Origin of the sequence: Azospira sp. I09, assembly GCF_009177135.1 — a bacterium.
GTDB classification, from domain to species: domain Bacteria; phylum Pseudomonadota; class Gammaproteobacteria; order Burkholderiales; family Rhodocyclaceae; genus Azospira; species Azospira oryzae.
The window spans coordinates 1,080,253-1,102,313 of sequence record NZ_AP021844.1; the positions used below are offsets into that span (position 1 = coordinate 1,080,253).

Below are 22,061 nucleotides of genomic sequence, written 5' to 3' on the forward strand. Positions count from 1 at the left end.
CTGGCCTTAGTAGGTCCGCTTGGCGAGAGCGATGGACTCGACGTCGGCAGACATCGGCTGCAGGTTCACCGGCTTGTAGTCGAGGCGGTTGCCTTCGGAGTACCACAGGGTGTGCTTGAGCCAGTTCTTGTCGTCGCGGCCGGCCGGGGTCTCGGCGGTATCCAGGGCATCGTCGCGCACGTGGGCGCCGCGGGATTCCTTGCGGGCTTCGGCGGAGATCATGGTGGCCTTCGCCACTTCGATCAGGTTGTCCAGTTCAAGGGCTTCGGTACGGGCGGTGTTCCAGACCTTGGACTTGTCCTTGATCTCGGTGGTCTTGGCCCGTTCGGCGACCTTCTTGATTTCCTCGACGCCAGCCTTGAGCAGGTCGTTGAAGCGGAACACGCCGGCATGCTTTTGCATGGTGCGCTGCATGGCCAGACGGACTTCATGCACGCTCTCGCCGTTCTTCTGGTTGTCCAGACGGGCGATACGGGCCAGGGAAACGTCGGCGGCGTTGGCCGGCAGGGGCTTGTGGGCGCGGGGATTGCCCTTCAGGTCTTCCACCACGGACTCGCCGGAGGACTTGCCGAAGACCAGCAGGTCCAGCAGGGAGTTGGTGCCCAGGCGGTTGGCGCCATGCACGGAAGCGCAGGCACATTCGCCGGCGGCGTAGAAACCGCCCACGGGAACGGACTTCTCGTCGCCCTTCGGCACAATGACCTGGCCCTTGTAGTTGGTCGGAATACCGCCCATCTGGTAGTGGCAGGTCGGCACCACGGGGATCGGGGCCTTGATGGGATCCACACCGGCAAACTGGATGGAGATTTCACGAATGCCGGGCAGGCGCTTCATGATGGTCTCGGGGGACAGGTGGGTAATGTCCAGCAGCACGTGATCCTTGTCGGGACCGCAGCCGCGGCCTTCGTTGATCTCGGTCACCATGGAACGGGACACCACGTCGCGGGAGGCCAGATCCTTCAGGTTGGGGGCATAGCGTTCCATGAAGCGCTCGCCGGAAGCGTTGCGCAGAATGCCGCCTTCGCCGCGCACGCCTTCGGTGATCAGCACACCGGCACCGGCCACGCCGGTGGGGTGGAACTGCCAGAATTCCATGTCTTCCAGGGGGATGCCGGCACGGGCAGCCATACCGACGCCGTCACCGGTGTTGATGAAGGCATTGGTGGAAGAGTAGTAGATACGACCGGCACCGCCGGTGGCGAAAATGGTGGCCTTGGCGTGGAAGATGTGAACCTCGCCAGTTTCCATTTCCATGGCGGTCACGCCCAGCACGTCGCCGTCTTCGTCACGGATCAGGTCCAGGGCCATCCATTCCACGAAGAACTGGGTGTTGGCCTTGACGTTGCGCTGGTACATGGCGTGCAGCATGGCATGACCGGTACGGTCGGCAGCGGCACAGGAGCGGTTCACCGGCTTCTCGCCATAGTTCTGGGAGTGGCCGCCGAAGGGGCGCTGGTAGATCTTGCCGCTGTCCAGACGGTCGAAGGGCATGCCGAAGTGTTCCAGTTCCACGACCACTTCGTTGGCCTTCTTCACCATGAACTCGATGGCGTCCTGGTCACCGAGCCAGTCGGAACCCTTGACGGTGTCGTACATGTGCCAGTGCCAGTTGTCCTCGGTCACATTGCCGAGGGAGGCGGCCACGCCGCCCTGGGCGGCAACCGTATGGGAACGGGTGGGGAACACCTTGGACAGCACGGCGGTCTTGAGACCGGCTTCGGAAACTTGCAGTGCGGCGCGCAGACCGGCACCGCCGGCACCCACGATCACCACATCATACTTATGCACGGGGATAGTCATTACTTACAGTCTCCACAGAATCTGAGTGGCCCAGCCGGCGTAGCCGAGCAGGGCGAAAATGGTCAGGACATGCAGCACCAGGCGGATGCCGGTGGGCTTGACGTAGTCCATCCAGATGTCACGCACGCCGATCCAGGCGTGGTAGAACAGGGAGAGGAAAAACAGGAAGGTAATGAACTTCATGAAGCCGTTGGCGAACAGGCCGCGCCAGGCTTCGTAGGTGTTGGGGCCGATAGCACCGACGGCGGCCAACAGGATGACGGAATAGACGGCCATGATGACGGCCGTGGCGCGCTGGGCAATCCAGTCCTTCAGGCCGTAATGGGCGCCAACAACAATGCGATTTACCATAGCAGGGCAACTCCCAGGATGACGGTCAGCGCGATGCTGACGGCGAAGACGATCTTGCTGGTCAGACGGGCGGATTCGAGATCAACGCCCATGTGCACATCCAGGAACAGGTAGCGGATACCGGCACAGAAGTGGTGACAGAAGGCCCACAGCAGGCCCAGCAGGATGATCTTGACCAGGGGATGGGCTGCGACGGCTTTGAAGGTAGCAAACGACTCGGGCGTCGCCAGGCTGCTTTGGAACAGCCACAGCAGCAGGGGCAGACACAGGAACAGGCCGGCGCCGCTGACGCGGTGGAGAATGGAAAGAATACCCGGTAGGGGCAGGCGGATCGTTGTCAGGTCCAGATTTTTCGGACGCTTCTTTTTGATACTGAGTTCTGCCATGAACGTCATCCCTCTTGCTTGTTGCGAAACGGCGACTGAACTGCCACCGCACCCTTATGAAAGTTATAAATTATAGTGTTTTTCGACTTCCCTTTGTTTCCGAATTTCCGTTGCCGCCGACCTCCTTGCCTCAGCCTAGTTCATTCAGATAATGGTGTTTCTGGGTCGAGTAAAAGCCGCGGCGCCACTCGACCGGCTTGTTGCCGTAGGTAAATGCCACCCGCTCCACCAGCAGCAGGGGACTACCTTCCGGCACCCGCAGCAAATCCGCATTGCTCTTGTCCGCAGCCACGGCACGAATGCGCTCTTCGGCGCGGATCATGCGCACGCCGTAACGGGACTCGTACATGCTGTAGAGGGATTGATCGCTGCCCTTGAGGATTTCCAGGGAGAGATCGGGAAAGAGATCGCTGGGCACATAGATTTCGTCCAGCACCACCGGCTCGGCATCAAAGCTCAACAACCGGCGCACGATGGTGATGGGCTTGCCGACTTCGAGACCGAGAACCCGCGCCACATCCTGACCGGCCTTGGCACGCCAGCATTCGATGGGTTCGCTGTGGGATTGCTGCAGACCGCCTTCGTTGGGAACGAGGCGCAAAAAACGGAAGAAGGAACGGGGGTCGTTGTGGGTGGCTACGAAAGTGCCCTTGCCCTGACGGCGCACCAGGAGATTTTCGGCAGCCATCTCGTCGATGGCCTTGCGCACCGTTCCCTGACTCACACCAAAGCGCAACGCCAGCTCGGATTCGCTGGGAATGGCATCGCCGGGACCCCATTCCCCCGCTTCCAGGCTACTCATCATCAACTCCTTGATCTGACGATACAAAGGGCTGAAGGTGGGCGACAGTGACGTAACTTGGCGGGTCATAATCTGGTTATTTCAGCACAAAAAACGTCAATAGTCTATTCTAATACTTACATCTTATATAAGACATAAGTTGCAACATTGACACCCCGGAAACGAGGGCATACTATTTCAAAGCTTGGCGCGGAAAGCCTGCGCCGGTGACGAATTCACGAATTTTGTTCAACGACTGTACTCACAGGAGTCGCACCATGTCCAAAGCCCCCATGCGCGTAGCCGTTACCGGCGCCGCCGGCCAGATCGGCTACAGCCTGCTCTTCCGCATCGCCTCCGGCGAAATGCTCGGCAAAGACCAGCCCGTCATTCTGCAGCTGCTCGATCTGCCGCAAGCCCAGCAGGCCGTCAAGGGCGTGATGATGGAACTGGAAGACTGTGCTTTCCCGCTGCTGGCCGGCATGGTTGCCACCGACGACCCCAACGTCGCCTTCAAGGATGCCGACGTCTGTCTGCTGGTAGGCGCCCGTCCCCGCAGCAAAGGCATGGAGCGTGCCGACCTGCTGACCGCCAACGGTGCCATCTTCACCGTTCAGGGCAAGGCCATCGCTGAAAACGCCAAGGAAGACGTGAAGGTCCTGGTGGTGGGCAACCCCTGCAACACCAACGCCTACATCGCCGCTTCCGCCGCCAAGAAGGTTGGCCGCACCAACCCCCGCAACTACCACGGCATGCTGCGCCTGGACCACAACCGCGCCCTGTCCCAACTGGCTGCCAAGACCGGCCGCGCCGTTTCCTCCTTCAAGCAGATGGTCGTCTGGGGCAACCACTCCCCCACCATGTACGCCGACTACCGTTTCGCCACCTCCAACGGCGACAACGTCAAGGGCCTGGTGAACGATGCCGTGTGGAACAACGACGTCTTCCTGCCCACCGTGGGCAAGCGCGGCGCCGCCATCATCGAAGCCCGGGGCCTCTCCTCCGCCGCTTCCGCTGCCAATGCCGCCATCGACCACGTGCGTGACTGGGTTCTGGGCTCGTCCGAATGGGTCACCATGGGCGTGCCCTCCGACGGTTCCTACGGCATCCCCGAAGGCGTCGTGTACGGCTTCCCCTGCGAGTGCAAGAACGGCGACTACAAGATCATCCAGGGCCTGGAGATCGACGAGTACAGCCGCGGCAAGATGAACGCCACCCTGGCCGAGCTCGAAGAAGAGCGCGCTGCCGTGGCTTCCATGCTGTAAGCAACAGCAAGCCACTTGCTGCAAAGGCCGCGGTAAAATGCCGCGGCCTTTTTCTTTGGAGCTTTGCCCATGACCCTGCGTCATCCCAACGACGTTCTCTTCGCCGGTGAAAAGCCCTTCCCCGTCCTGCCCGTGGTGGACCACTACGCCGGATCGGAAAAGCTCATGAAGAAGGCCCTGCAGCTGCAGCAGGAACTGGCCCATAACAACCAGCCCGTTTTCGACATCACCTGCGACTGCGAAGACGGTGCCCACGCCGGTGCCGAAGCCGAACATGCGGAAATGGCCGCCGGCCTCATCAGCGGCAGCGACAACCGCTTCGGCCGGGTCGGTGCGCGCATCCACGACATCACCCACCCCCACTGGCGCCAGGATCTGGAAATCCTGGTCTACCACGCCGGCCAGCGCCTCGCTTTCCTGACCATTCCCAAGGTTCGCTCCGTCGACGATGCGCGGACCCAGATCGATGCCCTGCGCAGCATCGAGGCCCAGTGCCGGATCAGCCGCCCCATTCCGGTCCACGTGCTGATCGAAACCCACGGCGCCCTCAAGGACGCCTGGAAAATTGCCGCCCTGCCCGGCGTCGAAAGCCTGGACTTCGGCCTCATGGACTTCGTCTCCGGCCACCACGGCGCCATTCCCGGCAGCGCCATGAAGAGCCCCGGCCAGTTCGACCACCCCCTGGTGGCCCGGGCCAAGGCCGACATCGCCGCCGCCGCCCTGGCCAACGGCGTGGTGCCTTCCCACAATGTCACCACCGAAATCAAGGACACGACCGTGGCGGCCGACGACGCCCGCCGTGCCCGCCGGGAGTTCGGCTATCTGCGCATGTGGAGCATTCACCCCAACCAGATCATGCCCATCGTCGAAGCCATGCGCCCCGACTTTTCCGAAGTGCAGGAAGCCACGGAAATCCTGGAAGCTGCCCAGGACAAGGACTGGGGCCCCATCCAGCACGCCGGCCGACTGCACGACCGGGCTTCCTACCGCTACTACTGGGAACTGCTGCAGCGGGCCCAGGCCACGGGCATGGACATCCCCGCCGGTACCGTCCGGCGGTTTTTCAGCCAAAGCTGACAGGCATCAAAGCGCATCGACCATCGGGGCTCCTATTCTGGAGCCCCTTTTCATGTCGGGCCGGCCAATTGCCGCCGCCCGGCCCAAGCGGACACACCATCGTGAAATTTGCCGAACACCCGCTGTGGCTGGTGGGCTTTCGCCCCTTCTTCGCCCTCGCCTGCCTGGCTGGCCTGAGCCTGCCCTTGCTGTGGGCCGCCGTCTTTTCCGGCGCCCTCGCCCTGCCTGCCGCCTCCATTACCCCGCTGCAATGGCACGCCCACGAAATGTTCTTCGGCTTCGGCTGGGCCGTCCTTGGCGGCTTCCTGCTCACGGCCACGAAAAACTGGGTCTCGGTGCGAGGCCATCACGGCGCTTCCCTGGCCTACCTGGCTGCCGCCTGGCTGCTGGAACGGGTGGTCATGGCCACCGCCGGGTCATGGCCCGGCTGGCTGTTCCACCTGGGCAGCAACCTCTTCATCGGCAGCATCATCGTCATGCTGCTGCATACGCTGATCCGCTACCGGGCCCAGGACAGCTACCGGGACAACTACTATTTCCTGCTGGTGCTGCCGGCCTTTCTCGTGGCCAAGCAATTGCTGCTGCAGCCGGAGACCTTCGCCATCGGCGTCGGCATCACCCTGGGCCTGTTCCGCATGGCCTTCCTGGTGATGTTCGAACGGACCCTGACCCAGTTCATGAAAGGCGTGTTCCAGGTCGCCATCCTCCGCCATTCGCGCCTGGATGGCGCCATCAAGGGGCTAGGTCTGCTGCTGGTGCTGCAACCCCTGCTGCCGGCGCCGGCCGGCGCCGTCCTGGCCCTGCTGCTGGCCGCCCTGCTCCTGCTGCGCCTGGCATTCTGGAAGCCCCTGCTGGGTCTCAGCCGCATCGACATCGGCGTCATGTACCTGGGCTATCTGGCCATCACCGCCCAACTGCTGCTGGAGAGCCTGCATTACTTCAGCCCGGTGCCCTGGATCGGCTCCCTGTCGCTCCACGTATTCACCTTCGGCGCCATGGGCCTGGTGATTCCGGCCATGCTGATCCGCATCGCCAAGGGACATACCGGCCGCAAGGTGGTCTTCGAGACCCTGGACAAGCTGGCCCTGGGGCTGATGCTGCTGGGTTTTGTCCTGCGCATCGTCATGCCCCAGTTTTTCCCGGCAGCCTATGTGCATTGGATCTATCTGGCTGCCGCCTGCTGGCTGGGCTGTTTCGGCCTGCTCGGCTGGCGCCTGATCCCCTTCCTGCTCGCTCCCCGGGTGGACGGCAAGGTGCATTAGCCTGGAAGGGCGCCATGGCGCCCTTCCAGGCCGCGGCGGCCCACTAGCCGCGGTAGCCGCCGGCCTTCAGCATCCGGTCGTACAGCACCACATTGACCGTCGCTGCCAGGTTCATGCAGCCGTGGGTCGGGATGTAGACGATATCCTGGCACCAGGAGGTGACGTTCTTCCTCAGGCTGCCATCCTCCGGGCCAAAGATGTAGAAGGCCCGCTCCGGGTGGCGGTACTCGGTCAGGGGCTTGGCCTCCGGCACCAGTTCGATGGCCACCGGCACACAGCCCAGGGGGATCACCTGCTGCAGATCGTCCACGCCGATCAGGGGCAGCTGCTGATGCACCTGCTTGGTGTCGGTGCAGAATTCCTTGGCCGTGTCATAGCGCTTGCCGGTGTAGAAAACCGTATTGACCCCATAGCAGCCGGCAGCCCGCATGATGGAGCCCACGTTGCCCGGGCTTTTGGGGTTGTACAGGCCGATGCAGGAATAGCCGCTGCAGGTTTTGATGGCCTGCTTTTTGGTGATGATTTCCATTGTTTCCCTTAACACGGCAAAGCCGGCGACTGGTCATGGCGCCGTTGCCCGGAGCCGGAGCATAACCGATCCCGGCCGGCATTCCATAGCAGTCAGCCGTGCCACCGGGGCTGCCAACAGCGGGATCGGCACGCCAAAGGAAAGGTGTCGCTGCAAAAAAAACGGCCCCACCGAAGCGGGGCCGCATCTCCTCGTGTTGCTTCCTTTGGTTTTGTCTTGCGCCGTACCGCTCAGACGGTAACGGTTTCCGCCACTTCCACGAACTCGGGGATCTGGTCGAAGTTCATGTAGCGGTAGATGTCGGCAGCCTTGGCGTTAACCACCTGGATGTATTCCATGTACTCGGCCACAGTCGGGATCTTGCCCAGCAGGGAGCACATGGCGGCCAGTTCGGCGGAGCCCAGGTATACCCGGGTGTCGATGCCCAGACGGTTGGGGAAGTTCCGGGTGGAAGTGGACATGGCGGTGGAACCCTTGCGGATCTGGGCCTGGTTGCCCATGCACAGGGAGCAGCCCGGCATTTCCATGCGGGCACCGGCCTTGCCGAGAACGCTGTAATAGCCTTCTTCGGTCAGGATCAGGGCGTCCATCTTGGTGGGCGGAGCGATCCACAGGCGGGTCGGAATGTCGGACTTGCCATCCAGCACCTTGCCGGCAGCGCGGAAGTGACCGATGTTGGTCATGCAGGAGCCGATGAACACTTCGTCGATCTTGTCGCCGGCGACTTCGGAGAGGACCTTCACGTCATCCGGGTCGTTGGGGCAGGCGACGATGGGTTCCTTGACGTCGGCCAGATCGATCTCGATCACGGCGGCGTACTGGGCATCGGCGTCGGCCTTGAGCAGGGTGCCGTTGGCGATCCACTCTTCCATGGCCTTGATGCGGCGCTTCAGGGTACGGGCGTCCTGGTAGCCTTCGGCGATCATCCACTTCATCAGGGTGATGTTGGAGCGCAGGTACTCGACGATCGGCTCCTTGTTCAGGGCGATGGCGCAAGCGGCGGCGGAACGCTCGGCAGCGGCGTCGGAGAGCTCAAAGGCTTGTTCCACCTTCAGATCGGGCAGGCCTTCGATTTCCAGGATGCGGCCGGAGAAGACGTTCTTCTTGCCCTTCTTCTCCACGGTCAGCAGGCCCTGCTTGATGGCGTACAGGGGGATGGCGTTGACCAGATCGCGTAGGGTGATGCCGGGCTGCATCTTGCCCTTGAAGCGCACCAGCACGGATTCGGGCATGTCCAGGGGCATCACGCCGGTGGCGGCAGCGAAGGCCACCAGACCGGAACCGGCCGGGAAGGAAATGCCGATGGGGAAACGGGTGTGGGAGTCACCGCCGGTACCCACGGTATCGGGCAGCAGCAGACGGTTCAGCCAGGAGTGGATGACGCCGTCACCAGGACGCAGGGCAACGCCGCCACGGGTGCTGATGAAGGAAGGCAGCTCGCGGTGCATGCGCACGTCCACCAGCTTGGGATAAGCGGCGGTGTGGCAGAAGGACTGCATCACCAGGTCGGCGGAGAAGCCCAGGCAAGCCAAGTCCTTCAGCTCGTCGCGGGTCATGGGGCCGGTGGTGTCCTGGGAGCCCACGGTGGTCATCTTCGGTTCGCAGTAGGTGCCGGGCAGGATGCCCTTGCCTTCCGGCAGACCGCAGGCACGACCCACCATCTTCTGGGCCAGGGAGTAGCCCTTGCCCGGATCGTTGGGCTGCTGGGGCAGGCGGAACAGGGTGGAAGGAGCCAGCCCCAGAGCTTCGCGGGCCTTGGTGGTCAGGCCGCGGCCGATGATCAGGGGAATGCGGCCGCCGGCGCGCACTTCGTCCAGGATCACGGGGGTCTTCAGCTGGGCTTCAGCGATGACGGCACCGTTCTTCAGGGCGGTGACCTTGGCGGTGGCCTGGTCGATCTTCAGCTCGATCTCGTCGCCCATGTCCATCTGGCCAACGTCCAGCTCGATGGGCAGAGCGCCGGCATCTTCCATGGTGTTGAAGAAGATGGGAGCAATCTTGGAGCCCAGGCAGACGCCGCCGAAGCGCTTGTTCGGCACGAAGGGGATGTCTTCGCCGGTGAACCACAGCACGGAGTTGGTGGCGGACTTGCGGGAAGAACCGGTACCCACCACGTCGCCCACGTAGGCGATCAGGTTGCCCTTCTTGGCCAGGGCTTCCAGTTGCTTGACGGGGCCGCGCTCGCCAGCCTTGTCGGCTTCGATACCCGGACGGGGGTTCTTCAGCATGGCCAGGGCATGCAGGGGGATGTCGGGACGGGACCAGGCATCCGGAGCGGGAGACAGGTCGTCGGTGTTGGTTTCGCCGGTGACCTTGAACACGGTCAGCTTCTGGGAAGCGGGGACTTCGGGACGGGAGGTGAACCACTCCGCATCGGCCCAGGACTGCATCACGGCCTTGGCGTTGGCGTTGCCGCCCTTGGCCAGCTCGGCCACGTCGTGGAAGAAGTCGAACACCAGCAGGGTCTTCTTCAGACCTTCGGCGGCCACGGCGCCGACTTCGGCGTCGCCCAGCAGGTCGATCATGGGCTTGACGTTGTAGCCGCCGAGCATGGTGCCCAGCAGCTCGGTGGCCTTGGCGCGGGAAATCAGGACACAGGAAAGCTCGCCCTTGGCCACCTTGGCCAGGAACTCGGCCTTGACCTTGGCGGCATCATCAACACCGGCGGGAACACGGTAGGTAATCAGCTCCACCAGGGCCTGCTCCTCGCCCTTGGGCGGGTTTTGCAGCAGGGCGACCAGGTCCTTGGTCTGGGCGGCGGACAGAGGCAGGGGGGGGATACCGAGTGCGGCACGCTCGGCGACGTGTTGGCGGTAGGCTTCAAGCACGGCTGGTTCCTCTCGACAGGTGGAATTCAGTGATCTGGGGACAGGGGAGCTGCCCGAAATACGCAACTGCATTCGCAGCCGCCGGAAGCTCCTTAAGTCTTATATATGATATCAGACATCACAGCGGATTTGTGCGACGCCAGAACGCAAAAAAATAGCGCAATACGGGACAAAGGAACAGGGGCGCCGATCAGCGGGCGGACTGCCGCTCCCGGCGACGATGGGCCCGCACCGCCGGCACCAGCAGGCCTGCCAGCGCCAGGAGCAGGAGGGCCAGGGGCCAGCGCACGGGCTGGTTCCATTCCCGCTGCCGGGCCGCCCGGTCGGCGCCATCGACGCGCTGGTACTTGAGGGTGTTGTTGCCCACATCCGTGGGCTTGCGGTTGTAGAGCCAGCGGTGGCCGAGGGTGTAGTTCTTGGGGTGGAAGCCGAAGACCCAGGGGGCATCCTGCTGCACCAGATGCACCATCTGGCGGATGATCTGTTGCCGCTCAGGCCCGTTCTCCATGTTCTTCATGCGCTCGAAGAGGCGGTCGAACTCCGGGTTCATGTAATTGGCGGAGTTCTCCCCCCCGTGCTTGACCCGGGTTTCGCTGCCGTGCAGCAGGAAGAAAAAGTTCTCCGGATCCGGATAGTCCGCATTCCAGCCCAGATAGAACATCTGCACCGCGCCCTTGCGCAGCTTCTCCTGAAAACGGTTCCAGTCGGTGGAACGGACCACCAGCTGGATATCCAGCTTGGCGAACTGGCGGGTCAGCCAGTCCAGCCGCGACTTGTCGCCCATGCCGCCGCCGGTGGTGTCCAGATTCAGCACCAGGGGCTCACCAGTGCGGGCGTTGCGCCCGTTGGGCCAGCCGGCCTCGGCCATGAGGCGGCGGGCGCTCTCGATAGACTTGCGCCTGGGAGCGCCGTCCCGCCAGTCGTAGACCACCGGATTGATACCCCCCTGCCCTTCCTCGAAGCCGAAGATGCCGGGCGCCAGGGGGCTCATGGCGGGAATGCCGCGGCCATTCATGAAAATGGAAATGAACTCTTCCTGGTCAATGCCGATGGAAATGGCCTGGCGCAGCTTGCGCCCCCCATCGCCCAGGCCGCCGACCAGGCTGTCCTGCATGTTGAAGCCCATGTAGAAAATGGAAGCCCGGACGCTGGTGAGGAGGCGGATGCCCTTTTCCTGCATTTCCTCGGTGAGTTGCACATCGCCCCCCACATTGAGGCGCACCGCCTGGTCGAAACTGTCGGAGGAAATCCCCGAAGCGTCGTAATAGCCCTGGAGGAACTTGTTCCAGTAGGGAATGCTTTCCTTTTCCCGGGTGAACACCACCTTGTCGATGAAAGGCAGCGCCTTGCCGCAATCCGCCAGCAAGCCCTTCTCCCGGTCACCCGGATCGCCTTCACAAGGATAGGTTTCCCCGTGGAAATTAGGATTGCGCTCCAGCACCATGCGGCTGTTGGGATTGTTCTCCGTCAGCATGTAGGGGCCGGTGCCGACCGGATACCAGTCCAGGCTCAGGTTCTTTTCCGCCATACCGGGCTGGCTGTAAAAGCGGTCCGCCTCCCGCGGCACCGGGGCGAAGAAGGGCATGGCCAGCCAGTAGAGGAACTGGGGATACTTGCCCTTGAGGCGAACCCGCCAGGTATAGCGATCCACCTTCTCCACCCCGGCAAGGGGATAGCGATCCAGGTCCAGCCAGCCGCCTGCCGGCGCCTTGGCCGCTTCGGCCTGCAGGATCTTGCCCAGCGCGGCCAAGCCTTCGATGCGTTCGGCCATCATGCCGAAGATGGGGGAATGGAGACGGGGATGGGCCAGGCGCTTAATCTGGTAGATGTAATCGTCGGCCGTCAGCTCGCGGCTGCCGGTCTCGGCAAAGTCGGCCAGGCGCCGCACATCCTGCAGCTTGAGGGGATCGAGATCGCCATAAACGGGGGTGCCGTCGGCCTTCAGGGCAAAGGCCGGATGGGGCTGGTAGCGGATGCCGGGTTTGATGCGGATTTCGTACACGCTGCTGGCGATCAGGCTCTCGTCGGCAGTGGCCGGCAATTGACGGCCGGCGGCATCGTAATAGCGGGGCACCGGCACGCTCTCGGCCGTGGCGGGAATGAGGGTGTAGGGACGCTTCAGATAGTGGTACTGGAGCGGTGGCTCGTAAATCTGGCCGGTAAAGACGCTTTCGTCCTCGGCGTAGGACTGGACCGGGTCCAGGTGTTTGGGGCGCTCGGTAAAGGCCGAATAGAGCACGTTGCGACCGGCTTCCGCCACAGGATAGGGGTCGTTCCAGGGACCTTCACCGCATCCGGCCAGAAGCAGGGGGAGCAGGGAAACAACGAGGGAGACGATCCCGGAAAGAGAGCCTTTGCGCATGGCCCGGAGTTTAGCGGAAGCGCCTGCGAGCGTCATTAAGGCACCCCCGGCCCTTAACCTCCCGTGACGCACTGCGGTAAAATGCGCCCCGTTTCCGCTATAATCCCGCGGACTTTCAACTTAGGGGCATGTATGGGCTTTCTTGCCGAAAAACGCATCCTGATCACCGGGCTGCTCTCCAAGCATTCCATCGCCTATGGCATCGCCAAGGCTTGCCATCGTGAAGGCGCCCAGCTGGCTTTCACCTACCAGAACGAACGCTTCCAGGAGCGGGTCGCCAAATTTGCCGCCGAGTTCGACAGCACCCTGGTGCTGCCCTGCGACGTCGCCAGCGACGAGGAAATCACCAACCTGTTCGTCGAACTTGGCAAGCACTGGGACAGCCTCGACGGCCTGGTCCACTCCGTTGCCTACGCGCCGTCCGAATCCCTGGAAGGCGACTTTCTCGATGCCATTTCCCGCGATGCCTTCCGCATCGCCCATGACATTTCCTCCTACAGCTTCCCGGCCCTGACCAAGGCCGCCCGCCCCATGCTGAAGAAGGCCAACGGCTCCGTGCTGGCCCTCTCCTACCTGGGCGCCGAACGCACCATGCCCAACTACAACGTGATGGGCCTGGCCAAGGCCAGCCTGGAAGCGGCCGTGCGCTACATGGCCACCAGCCTGGGCCCCGAAGGCATGCGCGCCAACATCATCTCTGCCGGCCCGATCAAGACCCTGGCCGCCTCCGGCATCGGCAGCTTCGGCAAGCTGCTCTCCTACAACTCCCACCACGCCCCCCTGCGCCGCAACGTGACCATCGAGGAAGTGGGTAACGCCGCCGCTTTCCTGCTGTCCGACCTGGCCAGCGGCATCACCGGCGAAGTGCTGTACGTGGACGGCGGTTTCAACACCACCGCCCTGGGCAACGCCGAACCGATGGGCGCCTGACGAGAAAATCCTTCTCCGGCGGTCCGTCAGCCGCCGCAATAAAAAATGTCCGCTGTCAAGCATTTCTTGATGGCGGACATAGTGTTAAAAGTCTGTATACAGCAACAGTTTAGGGGATTTTCCGGTGACTTCGGCCCACTACTGATTTGCGGGCTGGGAGCCACATAGGAGCATCGCGGTAGCAAACCCAGGAGCGCCACAGCGAATAGATTGTGCACGGCAAGACTTCGCTCGCCGATCACCATCTATGCAAAGTTCCCACCCCAAACAAGAACGTGCAGCTCGTGGGCTGCGCGTTCTTGGCCGGGCGAAATGCCTTGTACGCGGCCTTGGCCCCTTGGCATCAACTCGAAGAAGCATTGGATCGAGCACAGATGTACTGTGCACCTCCAGCGCCAACGAAGACCGACAGTGCCACAGCCCAACTTGCCACGAAATTAAGTTTGAAGGTTGTTTTCTTCATAGTTACCTCCTTGGTTTGTTGTGCGTTGGTTAGGGTACGGTGCTTGTTGTTAGTGGGAATCTCACCCAGCAATCGGACGGTTCGCTCTGTCTTCTGAATCTGTTGATACGTCAGGCTGATTGAACTATCGGTCTTCTCGCTCCAATGCTTCCTCTTTGTGACTGGTATGCACAGTTTACCGTGAGGCTGCACCAGTTGCTTGACTACTTGCACGCCCCCCTTTCCTGAAGCCCCGATCCCCTGCCATGAAGGCATCCAGCATGTACGGGATTAGTGCCATCGGATCAACAGCTTCCCCGTAGGCCTGCGCATGCAACGCGGCGTAGCGGTCAAGGTCTGCCTTGAGGCTGGTCGGGCACGTGAAGGTCAGCTTGATGCTCTCGGTCTTGGGCAGCGGCCCCAGCCGCAGCTTGCGCGTAGTGCTCATCGTGAAGTCCCCCGGTTGAAAAACAGCGGCTGATAGGGCCGAAGCACCAGATCCCGATTGACGATGATGCGGACCGGCAGGCCAGGCCGCTCCGTCAATGTGGGCTGGATGTTGAGGTTGCGTCGGGTCATCTCTTGGCCGACCTGGTTCACGCTGTCTTGCAAGCTGTTGCGCCCGGCATTGATGACGCGGTCGCCGTTCTGGCGGTTCTCCGGTGCAGCCAGCTCTGCACCGACACCAAGCAGCGTCGTCAGCGCAGCACCCGCGAAGATGCGATCCCAATGCCAATCGACACCATCCTCCAGACCAGAGTTGCCAGCCGGGTCGGCACCCGCCAGGTTGTCCAGCATCAGCGAAGACGTGTCGGGCAGGATGATCCGGTTCCATACCACCTGTACCCGGCTCTGCCCATAGCTCACCTGGCTGTTGTAGCGGCCGAGGATGCGCGAACCCTGCGGAATCAGTACAAACTTGCCGGTGGCCGTGTCATAGACCGGCTCTGTCACGGTGGCGATCACGTCGCCGGGCAGATCGGATTTGATGCCCGTAACCAGCGCGCCCGCGATTACCGTGCCGGCCATGACCTGGTACGGCGAAGCTGGCATTTTCAGATTCCCGGAATTACGGGTTTCCGTGGAACCGGCTTTCAGGAACGCCTCTTTCTGGTCCTGCCGGTTCTGCACGGCGGTCGGATCGGCCGGCTGCGCTGCTGTTGAAGTTGGCCCGACAGCCATGGGATCGAAGCCCGCAAGGCCGGGCGCCGGACTGGCTGTGGCCACCTGCGTCGGCGCGGCAGCGGCGCGCTGGTTGCTCGAACGGAAGAACACCGATGCGCCCGCTGCGGCCTCCGCTTCCTTGCGCTGTGCGTCGTGCTCGGCATTTGCTGGAACGTGGCCGGGCGGCGTGTAGGTGGGTGCTACAGGCTGCTGCGACTTCACGATGGCTGGCCCCAAGTCGCCCGGCAACGGCGGCCCCAGCGCGGGTACTTGGGGAGGCAAGACCCGCGGCAGCTTGGAGTAATCGGTCGGAAGCTGGTCCAGACCTTCCGAGCGCGACACGCGATCCACGTTGTAAAGCTCAGCCTGTTCGCTTGCACTGCGCTTGCGCGGTTGCAGCGACCACATGGTTGCGCCCAACACCGCGACGGCGAGGCCGCCGGCCAAGACCGCCAACGTGCGCCTATTCAAGCGCGTCACCGGGCGCGGCTGGGCGCGTAGCGCCACCGCCTCAGGGGCTACCTTGCCCGCCTGTGGCGTGGCAAGGTCGGGAGTGTCGTCCTGGCTCATGTTCAGTTCCCCCGCGCCACGCCATCCGTGCGCTCGATGCGCACCACTTCGCCCCCCTCGCTTCCCTTTCCACCGCCCAGGCGCAGCTCGGCCGCGCCGAACAGCCGATCAACGATGTAGTACGGTGTGCGGAAACGGTAGTTCACCAGTTGCCCGTCGCCCTGCGCGCCGATCACGAACAGCGGCGGCAGCTCGCCTTGGGCGATGCCCGGTGGGAACTGGATATACACCTTCTCACCGTCATCGAAGGCGCGTAGCGGTTTCCACGGCGGCGTGCTGCCGCTGATGGCATAGCGGAAGCGAATCTTCTCCAACGACAGGCCGGTATCAACTGGGGCGGTCGCCTGCGCGGCCTGTGCCTGGCGTTGCAGGGCCAGCATCCGATCCCTCGGGTATTCCCACGACACCGATGCCATCCAGGCGCGTTCGGTCGAGGTCAGCTCTATCAGGTAGGTGCGCCGACTGGTGGTGACGACCAGATTGGTCTTGAGACCCGAGCGGATCGGCTTGACCAGCACGCTGACGTGCAGCGCATCACCGGCGCCGCTGGAGGTGTCGCCAACGATCCAGCGCACCGTGTCGCCGGCGGCAACCGTGACCAGCTCCTCGCCGGGTTGGAGAGAGATCACCGTCACCCGTCCCGGTGCCGCATAGACCTGGTACAGCGCGCCATCGGTGAAGGGCCAGACCTGAATGGCGTTGACGTAGCCCTCGCGCGTGGGCGCAATGCGCGCCTCGGCGTTGGCACGCGAGACCCGCAGCTTTTCATCAGCGGGTTCAGGTGCCGTCTTGGTCTCGATGCTCTCGGGCAGAGGTTTCATCTGCGCCGGCATCGGCAGCACCTTCGGCATCTCGACCACTTCCACCGGCTTGGGCAGTTCGGGTAGCGGCTGGGTCTGCACTGGCTCATCGAGCGAGATGATTGGCGGCGGCGTGCCTCTCGTGGCGCAGCCCTGCAGCGACAGCACTGACGCTGCAAGCGTCAACACAAATGCGTAAAAGCGGAAAGACGGGTTCATGGCTTGGCTCCTTCGGCGGCATCGAGTTCGCGGCTCCACGACAGTCCGTTGACGTAGATGCCCAATGGGTTTTTGCGCAGCCGCTGCTCGGTGCGCGGGGTTTGCAGGATGGTGGAAATCACGGCGTTCCAGCGCTCGGTGCCAGCCGGCGCACCATTGACGAAGCGCTGCTCGGTCCAACGCACGTTGAAAGACGCATCGCTGGCGCGCACGACGCTGGTGATCTGCACCGTGACCGACTCCTTGCCGACGCGGGCGAACGGGTCATGGGTGCGCGCATACTCGTTGAGCACGCCCGCGCCGCGATCGGTGGTGTAGTCGTAGGCATCGAGCCAGTTCTGCCGCACGACGATGGGATCGATGGACAATGAACGAACCAGCACGACGAAGTGCGCGAGGTGATAGGCGATCTGAGCATCGTTCGGCCGGTACGGCGTGGCGGCCTCGCCGATGGCCCGAACCTGGCCAGCCTGATCCACCTCCACCACGTAGGGCGTAACGATGGACTGCGCCGAGCGCCAGACCAGGCCGCCGGCCATCAACAGCGCAAGCACCAGGCAGCCGAAAGCCATCAGCCGCCAGTTCTTTGCCTGCACGCGGGCCGAGCCGATGCGCTCGTCCCACACCTGAGCGGCGGATTGGTAGGGCGTGGCAGGCTGCGGCGTATCGGCATAGCGCACCTGCGGTCGTTTGAATCGCATGGTTTGTTCTCCTTATGAATCGCTTCAATCGTCGGAACTGTGCAAACTCGGGCCGCTGCTCGAACCGCCGCCGTCGCCCCCGCGCAGCGTGTGGGCAGCGGTCGTGGCGGCATGGCCGATCTGCTGGCGGCGATGCAGGCGCTTGGCCCAGGCAGGCTGCGCCTGTTGCTGGTCGGCCGTGCCGGAATTGGCTTCGTTGGCGGTGGATTGGCTGGTTGCGGAAGCGCCACCGGATGCAGATGCCGCTTCGTCGGAACGGAAAGCAGATGCCGCACGCTCCTTGAGCGAGCGCATCCCGGCGGCGGCCTTTTGACCGACAGCCTGCGCACCGGTCTTGGCGACGTTGCCCACACCGGCAGCGGCCCCCTTGAAACCACCACCGGCTGCTGCGGAACCCGCTTGATAGGCCGACCGGGCACTGCCTGCGGTCGAGGCCGCAGCACGCCCGCCGCTGGCGGCCATCTTTGCTGCGGCGGGTGCCATGCGCGCGCCGGCCGCCACCGCGCTGCCCACGCCGGTCGCGGCAGCACCGACAGCGACGGCCGTACCGGCTGCGCCCATCGCTGCACCGGCCATCGCACCCGCGCCAAGCTGCGGCGCGCCGGACACCAGGCCGGTGGCGATGCCTGGGCCGAAGATGCCGAGTGCGAGCATGGCGAGCGAGGCCAGCATCACCACCAGTGCATGATCAATGGATGGCTCACTGGGCGTGACCTGGAACTCGGCGAACAGCCCCGTACCAATGCCCACGATCACGGCCAGCACCAGCACCTTGATGCCCGAGGACACCACGTTGCCGAGCACCTTTTCGGCAAGGAACGCGGTCTTGTTCCAGAGCGCGAACGGTACCAGCACGAAGCCGGCGAGCGTGGTCAGCTTGAATTCGATCAGCGTGACGAAGAGCTGCACAGCCAGCACGAAGAAGCTGATGATGACGATCAGCCAGGCGAGGAACATCACCACGATCGGCGCGATGTTGATGAACACCTCTGGGAAGCCGGCCATCTCACTGATCTGTTGCAGGATGGGCGCAGCCGCGTCGATGCCGGTTTTGGCGAGGCGCCCCGGCTGCAGGAAGGTCGCCATGGTCATGGTCGAACCGGAAGCCGTCAGGCCGAGACCCGCGAAGGACCGGAACACGATGCTCGCCAGCCAGTTGAAATTGCCGATGATGTAGGCGAAGGCACCGACGTAGAGCACCTTGCGCAGGAGCTTGGCCATCACGTCCTCGCCCTGGCCGGTGGCATGGCCCAGCGCCCAATAGAGGCCGGCCAGGGTCATGTCGATCGCCACCAGCGTCGCGGTCAAGAACGCGACTTCACCGTGCAGCAGGCCGAACCCCGAATCGATGTACGTGGAGAAGACATTGAGGAAACGGTCGATGACGGAGACGTCGTTCATGGCCGCATCCGTCAGTTGCCGTAGAAGTTCACGGACTGCGGCGTGTACGCCGTGCCGCTACCGAGGAAGCGGCGCGTCACCTCGCGTCCACGCTCGACGGCAGCGGCTTGACGCGCCAGTTCCAGCGAAGCTGCACGCCCCTGCGTGAGCTGGAGCTGCTGGGTCTGGATGGACTGCTTGGCTTGCAGGGCCAGGAGCTGATTAGTGGCCTGCATGGCCTGCAAGGCGCCAGTGGCCGACTGGCTCTGGTCAACTAGATCGGCCAACACGCCCTCATCCTGGTTCAGGTTCTGCGACACCTGCGCTTGCATGCGCATGGCGGTGCGCAAGCCCTGGAGCGTGTTTTGCCAGCGCTGGTGTGCGTCCTGGAACATCCGATTGCCGCTCACGGTGGCGGCGTACTGCTCCGGGTACAGTTGCCCGACCTGCTGGTCCATGTTCTGGATGTCGAAGGCCAGCCCGCGCGCTTGGCCGATCAGTTGCCGCGTCGTGTCCAGGTTGCTCCGCAGGCGATTGACCACGTTGAACGGCAGGCTTGCGAGGTTGCGGGCCTCGTTCATCAAGGATTGCGCTTCGTTCTGAAGCTGCTTGATCTGGTTGTTGATCTGCTCCAGCGTGTGCGCGGCAGTCAGGATGTTCTGGGCCAGATTCGTGGGGTCGATGACGACCCATTGCGCTTGAGCGACCGGCACGGCGCCGATCAGGGCAGCGACAGCGACGGCAAGAAGACGTTTTTTCATGGTGAAACCTCCAGAGGTTGGGAAGCAAGGAAGGACGCGGCCGAGGGAGCGGACGGCAACAGGTCGGCCGCCCAATCAAGGCCGCGATGGCGCAGCCACGCACCTGCGAAGCCGGGTGTTCCGGCATCGCGCAGTACGTTGTCGATAGCGCGTTGGTCCTGGGGCGTCGAAGCGCCCGCAAAGGCGAGCGTGACCGGCCCAAGGTCCAGATCGAACAGGCGATTGCCCAGACGCGACTGGTAGTAGTAGTCGCGCTTGGGCTGGGCGGTGGCGACGATCTCGATTTGCCTGCTGTTCAGCCCAAAGCCCTCGTAGATCGTGCGGATCTGCGGCTCGGTGGCCTGCGGGTTGGGCAGGAAGATGCGGCTCGCGCAGCTCTCGATGATCGCGGGCGCGATGGTCGAATCCTTGATGTCGGCTAGCGACTGCGTGGCGAAGATGACGCTGACGTTCTTCTTGCGCAGCGTCTTGAGCCACTGGCGAATGCGCGCCGCGAACACCGGGTCGTCAAGGAACAGCCACGCTTCATCGAGGATCAGCAGCGTCGGCGCGCCGTCGAAACGCTCATCGAAGCGCGCGAACAGATAGCCCAGCACGGCCAATACCGCGGCCTTGCTGTGCATCAGCTCCTCCATCTCGAAGCCCTGAACGTCGCCCACGCCCAGCCGGTCGCTGTCGGCATCGAGCAGCTTGCCGTGAGCGCCGCCGAGCACGTAGGGAGCGAGTGCCTGCCGCAGCACGTTGGATTGCAGCAGCACCGACAAGCCGGTGAGCGTGCGCTGCTCTACAGGCGCACCCGCAAGACTGACGAGCGCCGACCAGATGGCCGCCTTCTCGTTCGGACCAACCGTAATGCCTTCTTGCCGCAGGCGACCTTCGACCCATTCGGCCGCCCAGGTGCGATAGCCTTCCCGGTCGATGCGTGCGAGCGGCTGAAATGCGATCGCGCCGTCGGCGCCGAGGTAGTAGTGCTCACCGCCCAGGCCGAGAATGGTGGCGCGCATCGAACGCCCCATGTCGAAAGCGAAGATGCGTGAGCCGGGATAGCGGCGGAACTGCATCGCCAGCATGGCGAGCAGAACCGACTTGCCCATGCCGGTCGGGCCGGCCACCAGCGTATGCCCCACGTCGCCAATGTGCGTCACCAGTCGGAACGGCGTCGCGCCCTCGGTGCGGGTAACGATCAGCGGCGGGCCGTCGAGGTGGTCGTTTTTCTCCGGGCCGGCCCACACCGCCGATACCGGCATCAGGTGCGCGAGGTTCAGAGTCGAGACGATGGGCTGGCGGACATTGGCGTGAGCATTACCCGGCACCGACGACAGCCAGGCCTCCACGGCATTCAGCGTCTCCGGCATCGTCACGAAGCCACGGCCCTGGATGACGCGCTCCACCCTACGCAGCTTCTCGTCGGCCGCGTTGGCGTCGGCATCCAGCACGGTGACGGTCGCAGTGACGTAGCCGAAGGCGACCTGATCGCTGCCCAGCTCCTGCAAAGCTGCGTCCGCGTCGGCAGACTTGTTGCTGGCGTCGGTATCGACCAGCGGCGACTCCTGCTGGAAGATCGTCTCACGCAGTAGCGCGAGGACGTTCTTGCGCTTGGCGAACCACTGCCGGCGCAGGCGGCCCAACTCCTTCTCAGCCTCGGCCTTGTCCATGCACAGGAAGCGCGTGCTCCAGCGGTAGGCGAAGCCCAGGCGGTTGAGGTCATCCAGAATCCCCGGCCAGGTCGAGGTCGGAAAGCCGCGTATCGTCACGACGCGCAGGTGCTGGTCGCCCAGCATGGGCGCGAGGCCGCCGACCAGCGGTGCATCGGCCAGTAGTGCATCGAGATGGAACGGCACTTCCGGCACGCCGATGCGATAGCGATGCGTCGAAACGGTCGCATGCAGGTAAGTCAGCGTCTGGCTGTCGTCGAGCCAGTCGATCTCCGGCATCACGCCGTCCAGCAGGTCATAGATACGGTCGGTTTCGGCGACAAAGGCCAACAGGCGTTCGCGCCAGTCCACGCCTTGCGTGGGCGTGTTCTCGTAGAGCATCTTGGCCGCGCGTGCGCGGGACTCCTCGGGCGGCAGGTATTGCAGCGTGAGGTGATAGCCGCTCTCGAAATGGTGGCCAGACTCTTCGAAGGTCGCGCGCCGTTCCTCGTCCACCAGCCAGGACAGCGGCTCCGGAAAATCCGAGTGCGGATAGTCCGCTGCAGGCAGGCGTTCAGCTTCGATGAACAGCGCCCAACCGGAGCCGAGCCGGCGCAGCGCGTTGTTCAGCCGCGCCGTGGTGGCGATCAGCTCGCCCTGCGTCGCGCTGTCCAGGTCCGGCCCGCGAAAGCGCGCCGTGCGCTGGAAACTGCCGTCCTTGTTGAGCACGACACCCGGTGCGACCAGACCGGCCCAGGGCAACCAGTCGGCAAGCAAAGCCGGGCGCTGGCGGTATTCGGCGAGGTTCAGCATGGCATG

At 63.6% G+C, this 22,061-nt stretch carries 18 protein-coding genes; 4 read left to right on the top strand and 14 right to left on the bottom strand.

Annotation, left to right across the window (positions count from 1 at the left end):
* Nucleotides 1-6: 6 nt before the first annotated feature.
* From sdhA to AZSP09_RS04990, 4 genes are all read right to left on the bottom strand, one after another.
* On the bottom strand, nucleotides 7-1,800 hold the full coding sequence (gene sdhA, locus AZSP09_RS04975; protein WP_014237270.1) for a succinate dehydrogenase flavoprotein subunit: 1,794 nt from the start codon (nucleotides 1,798-1,800) through the stop codon (nucleotides 7-9).
* A 3-nt stretch (nucleotides 1,801-1,803) separates the two neighbouring features.
* Nucleotides 1,804-2,151, bottom strand: a complete 348-nt coding sequence (gene sdhD / locus AZSP09_RS04980; protein WP_014237269.1) for a succinate dehydrogenase, hydrophobic membrane anchor protein — start codon at nucleotides 2,149-2,151, stop codon at nucleotides 1,804-1,806.
* Nucleotides 2,145-2,537, bottom strand: coding sequence for a succinate dehydrogenase, cytochrome b556 subunit (gene sdhC / locus AZSP09_RS04985; protein ID WP_014237268.1), 393 nt, complete (start codon nucleotides 2,535-2,537; stop codon nucleotides 2,145-2,147). The genes sdhD and sdhC overlap by 7 nt, the downstream gene beginning before the upstream one ends.
* Nucleotides 2,538-2,667: 130 nt before the next feature.
* Nucleotides 2,668-3,408 carry a GntR family transcriptional regulator gene (locus tag AZSP09_RS04990; RefSeq protein ID WP_014237267.1) on the bottom strand — a complete coding sequence of 247 codons (741 nt, stop codon included), beginning with the start codon at nucleotides 3,406-3,408 and terminating at the stop codon, nucleotides 2,668-2,670.
* 188 nt (nucleotides 3,409-3,596) lie between these two features.
* Between AZSP09_RS04990 and AZSP09_RS04995 the strand changes: the two genes are divergently transcribed.
* The 3 genes from AZSP09_RS04995 to AZSP09_RS05005 all read left to right on the top strand — a co-directional run bounded on the left by AZSP09_RS04995 (nucleotide 3,597) and on the right by AZSP09_RS05005 (nucleotide 6,922).
* Nucleotides 3,597-4,583, top strand: a complete 987-nt coding sequence (locus tag AZSP09_RS04995) for a malate dehydrogenase (RefSeq protein WP_130458329.1) — start codon at nucleotides 3,597-3,599, stop codon at nucleotides 4,581-4,583.
* Between the two features lie 69 nt (nucleotides 4,584-4,652).
* Nucleotides 4,653-5,660, top strand: coding sequence for an HpcH/HpaI aldolase/citrate lyase family protein (locus tag AZSP09_RS05000; protein WP_152089366.1), 1,008 nt, complete (start codon nucleotides 4,653-4,655; stop codon nucleotides 5,658-5,660).
* Between the two features lie 101 nt (nucleotides 5,661-5,761).
* Nucleotides 5,762-6,922: an NnrS family protein gene (locus tag AZSP09_RS05005; RefSeq protein WP_152089367.1), complete on the top strand. Its 1,161-nt coding sequence runs from the start codon at nucleotides 5,762-5,764 to the stop codon at nucleotides 6,920-6,922.
* A gap of 43 nt (nucleotides 6,923-6,965) precedes the next feature.
* Here the strand turns inward: AZSP09_RS05005 and AZSP09_RS05010 are convergent, their stop codons facing one another.
* The 3 genes from AZSP09_RS05010 to AZSP09_RS05020 all read right to left on the bottom strand — a co-directional run bounded on the left by AZSP09_RS05010 (nucleotide 6,966) and on the right by AZSP09_RS05020 (nucleotide 12,641).
* Nucleotides 6,966-7,451: an RNA methyltransferase gene (locus AZSP09_RS05010; protein ID WP_050804298.1), complete on the bottom strand. Its 486-nt coding sequence runs from the start codon at nucleotides 7,449-7,451 to the stop codon at nucleotides 6,966-6,968.
* A 230-nt stretch (nucleotides 7,452-7,681) separates the two neighbouring features.
* Nucleotides 7,682-10,279, bottom strand: coding sequence for a bifunctional aconitate hydratase 2/2-methylisocitrate dehydratase (gene acnB, locus AZSP09_RS05015; RefSeq protein WP_130458326.1), 2,598 nt, complete (start codon nucleotides 10,277-10,279; stop codon nucleotides 7,682-7,684).
* Between the two features lie 190 nt (nucleotides 10,280-10,469).
* Nucleotides 10,470-12,641: an ABC transporter substrate-binding protein gene (locus AZSP09_RS05020; RefSeq protein WP_152089368.1), complete on the bottom strand. Its 2,172-nt coding sequence runs from the start codon at nucleotides 12,639-12,641 to the stop codon at nucleotides 10,470-10,472.
* A 132-nt stretch (nucleotides 12,642-12,773) separates the two neighbouring features.
* On the opposite strand from AZSP09_RS05020, the gene fabI reads away from it, so the two are divergent.
* Nucleotides 12,774-13,571, top strand: a complete 798-nt coding sequence (fabI, locus tag AZSP09_RS05025; protein WP_014237260.1) for an enoyl-ACP reductase FabI — start codon at nucleotides 12,774-12,776, stop codon at nucleotides 13,569-13,571.
* A gap of 638 nt (nucleotides 13,572-14,209) precedes the next feature.
* On the opposite strand, the gene AZSP09_RS05035 is transcribed toward fabI, so the two are convergent.
* From AZSP09_RS05035 to trbE, 7 genes are read right to left on the bottom strand one after another with little or no spacing between them, the layout of a single operon-like run.
* Entirely contained in the window at nucleotides 14,210-14,461 is a 252-nt protein-coding gene (locus AZSP09_RS05035; protein ID WP_148580962.1) for a DUF2274 domain-containing protein, read from the bottom strand.
* Nucleotides 14,458-15,747, bottom strand: a complete 1,290-nt coding sequence (locus AZSP09_RS05040) for a TrbI/VirB10 family protein (protein ID WP_148580963.1) — start codon at nucleotides 15,745-15,747, stop codon at nucleotides 14,458-14,460. The genes AZSP09_RS05035 and AZSP09_RS05040 overlap by 4 nt, the downstream gene beginning before the upstream one ends.
* A 2-nt stretch (nucleotides 15,748-15,749) precedes the next feature.
* Nucleotides 15,750-16,766, bottom strand: coding sequence for a P-type conjugative transfer protein TrbG (gene trbG / locus AZSP09_RS05045; RefSeq protein ID WP_148580964.1), 1,017 nt, complete (start codon nucleotides 16,764-16,766; stop codon nucleotides 15,750-15,752).
* Nucleotides 16,763-17,467, bottom strand: a complete 705-nt coding sequence (trbF, locus tag AZSP09_RS05050; protein WP_148580965.1) for a conjugal transfer protein TrbF — start codon at nucleotides 17,465-17,467, stop codon at nucleotides 16,763-16,765. Before trbF ends, trbG begins: the two co-directional genes overlap by 4 nt.
* 24 nt (nucleotides 17,468-17,491) lie before the next feature.
* Nucleotides 17,492-18,868, bottom strand: a complete 1,377-nt coding sequence (gene trbL, locus AZSP09_RS05055) for a P-type conjugative transfer protein TrbL (protein ID WP_152089369.1) — start codon at nucleotides 18,866-18,868, stop codon at nucleotides 17,492-17,494.
* An 11-nt stretch (nucleotides 18,869-18,879) separates the two neighbouring features.
* Entirely contained in the window at nucleotides 18,880-19,608 is a 729-nt protein-coding gene (gene trbJ, locus AZSP09_RS05060; RefSeq protein ID WP_148580966.1) for a P-type conjugative transfer protein TrbJ, read from the bottom strand.
* Nucleotides 19,605-22,055, bottom strand: coding sequence for a conjugal transfer protein TrbE (gene trbE, locus AZSP09_RS05065; RefSeq protein ID WP_152089370.1), 2,451 nt, complete (start codon nucleotides 22,053-22,055; stop codon nucleotides 19,605-19,607). Before trbE ends, trbJ begins: the two co-directional genes overlap by 4 nt.
* Nucleotides 22,056-22,061 lie beyond the last annotated feature (6 nt).

Coding starts and splice junctions, on each gene's coding strand:
- trbG (WP_148580964.1), bottom strand. CDS start 16,766: ATGAACCCGTCTTTCCGCTTTTACGCATTTGTGTTGACGCTTGCAGCG.
- AZSP09_RS05000 (WP_152089366.1), top strand. CDS start 4,653: ATGACCCTGCGTCATCCCAACGACGTTCTCTTCGCCGGTGAAAAGCCC.
- AZSP09_RS05020 (WP_152089368.1), bottom strand. CDS start 12,641: ATGCGCAAAGGCTCTCTTTCCGGGATCGTCTCCCTCGTTGTTTCCCTG.
- sdhD (WP_014237269.1), bottom strand. CDS start 2,151: ATGGTAAATCGCATTGTTGTTGGCGCCCATTACGGCCTGAAGGACTGG.
- AZSP09_RS04990 (WP_014237267.1), bottom strand. CDS start 3,408: ATGACCCGCCAAGTTACGTCACTGTCGCCCACCTTCAGCCCTTTGTAT.
- sdhA (WP_014237270.1), bottom strand. CDS start 1,800: ATGACTATCCCCGTGCATAAGTATGATGTGGTGATCGTGGGTGCCGGC.
- trbL (WP_152089369.1), bottom strand. CDS start 18,868: ATGAACGACGTCTCCGTCATCGACCGTTTCCTCAATGTCTTCTCCACG.
- trbF (WP_148580965.1), bottom strand. CDS start 17,467: ATGCGATTCAAACGACCGCAGGTGCGCTATGCCGATACGCCGCAGCCT.
- AZSP09_RS04995 (WP_130458329.1), top strand. CDS start 3,597: ATGTCCAAAGCCCCCATGCGCGTAGCCGTTACCGGCGCCGCCGGCCAG.
- fabI (WP_014237260.1), top strand. CDS start 12,774: ATGGGCTTTCTTGCCGAAAAACGCATCCTGATCACCGGGCTGCTCTCC.
- AZSP09_RS05035 (WP_148580962.1), bottom strand. CDS start 14,461: ATGAGCACTACGCGCAAGCTGCGGCTGGGGCCGCTGCCCAAGACCGAG.
- AZSP09_RS05010 (WP_050804298.1), bottom strand. CDS start 7,451: ATGGAAATCATCACCAAAAAGCAGGCCATCAAAACCTGCAGCGGCTAT.
- sdhC (WP_014237268.1), bottom strand. CDS start 2,537: ATGGCAGAACTCAGTATCAAAAAGAAGCGTCCGAAAAATCTGGACCTG.
- trbJ (WP_148580966.1), bottom strand. CDS start 19,608: ATGAAAAAACGTCTTCTTGCCGTCGCTGTCGCTGCCCTGATCGGCGCC.
- trbE (WP_152089370.1), bottom strand. CDS start 22,055: ATGCTGAACCTCGCCGAATACCGCCAGCGCCCGGCTTTGCTTGCCGAC.
- AZSP09_RS05040 (WP_148580963.1), bottom strand. CDS start 15,747: ATGAGCCAGGACGACACTCCCGACCTTGCCACGCCACAGGCGGGCAAG.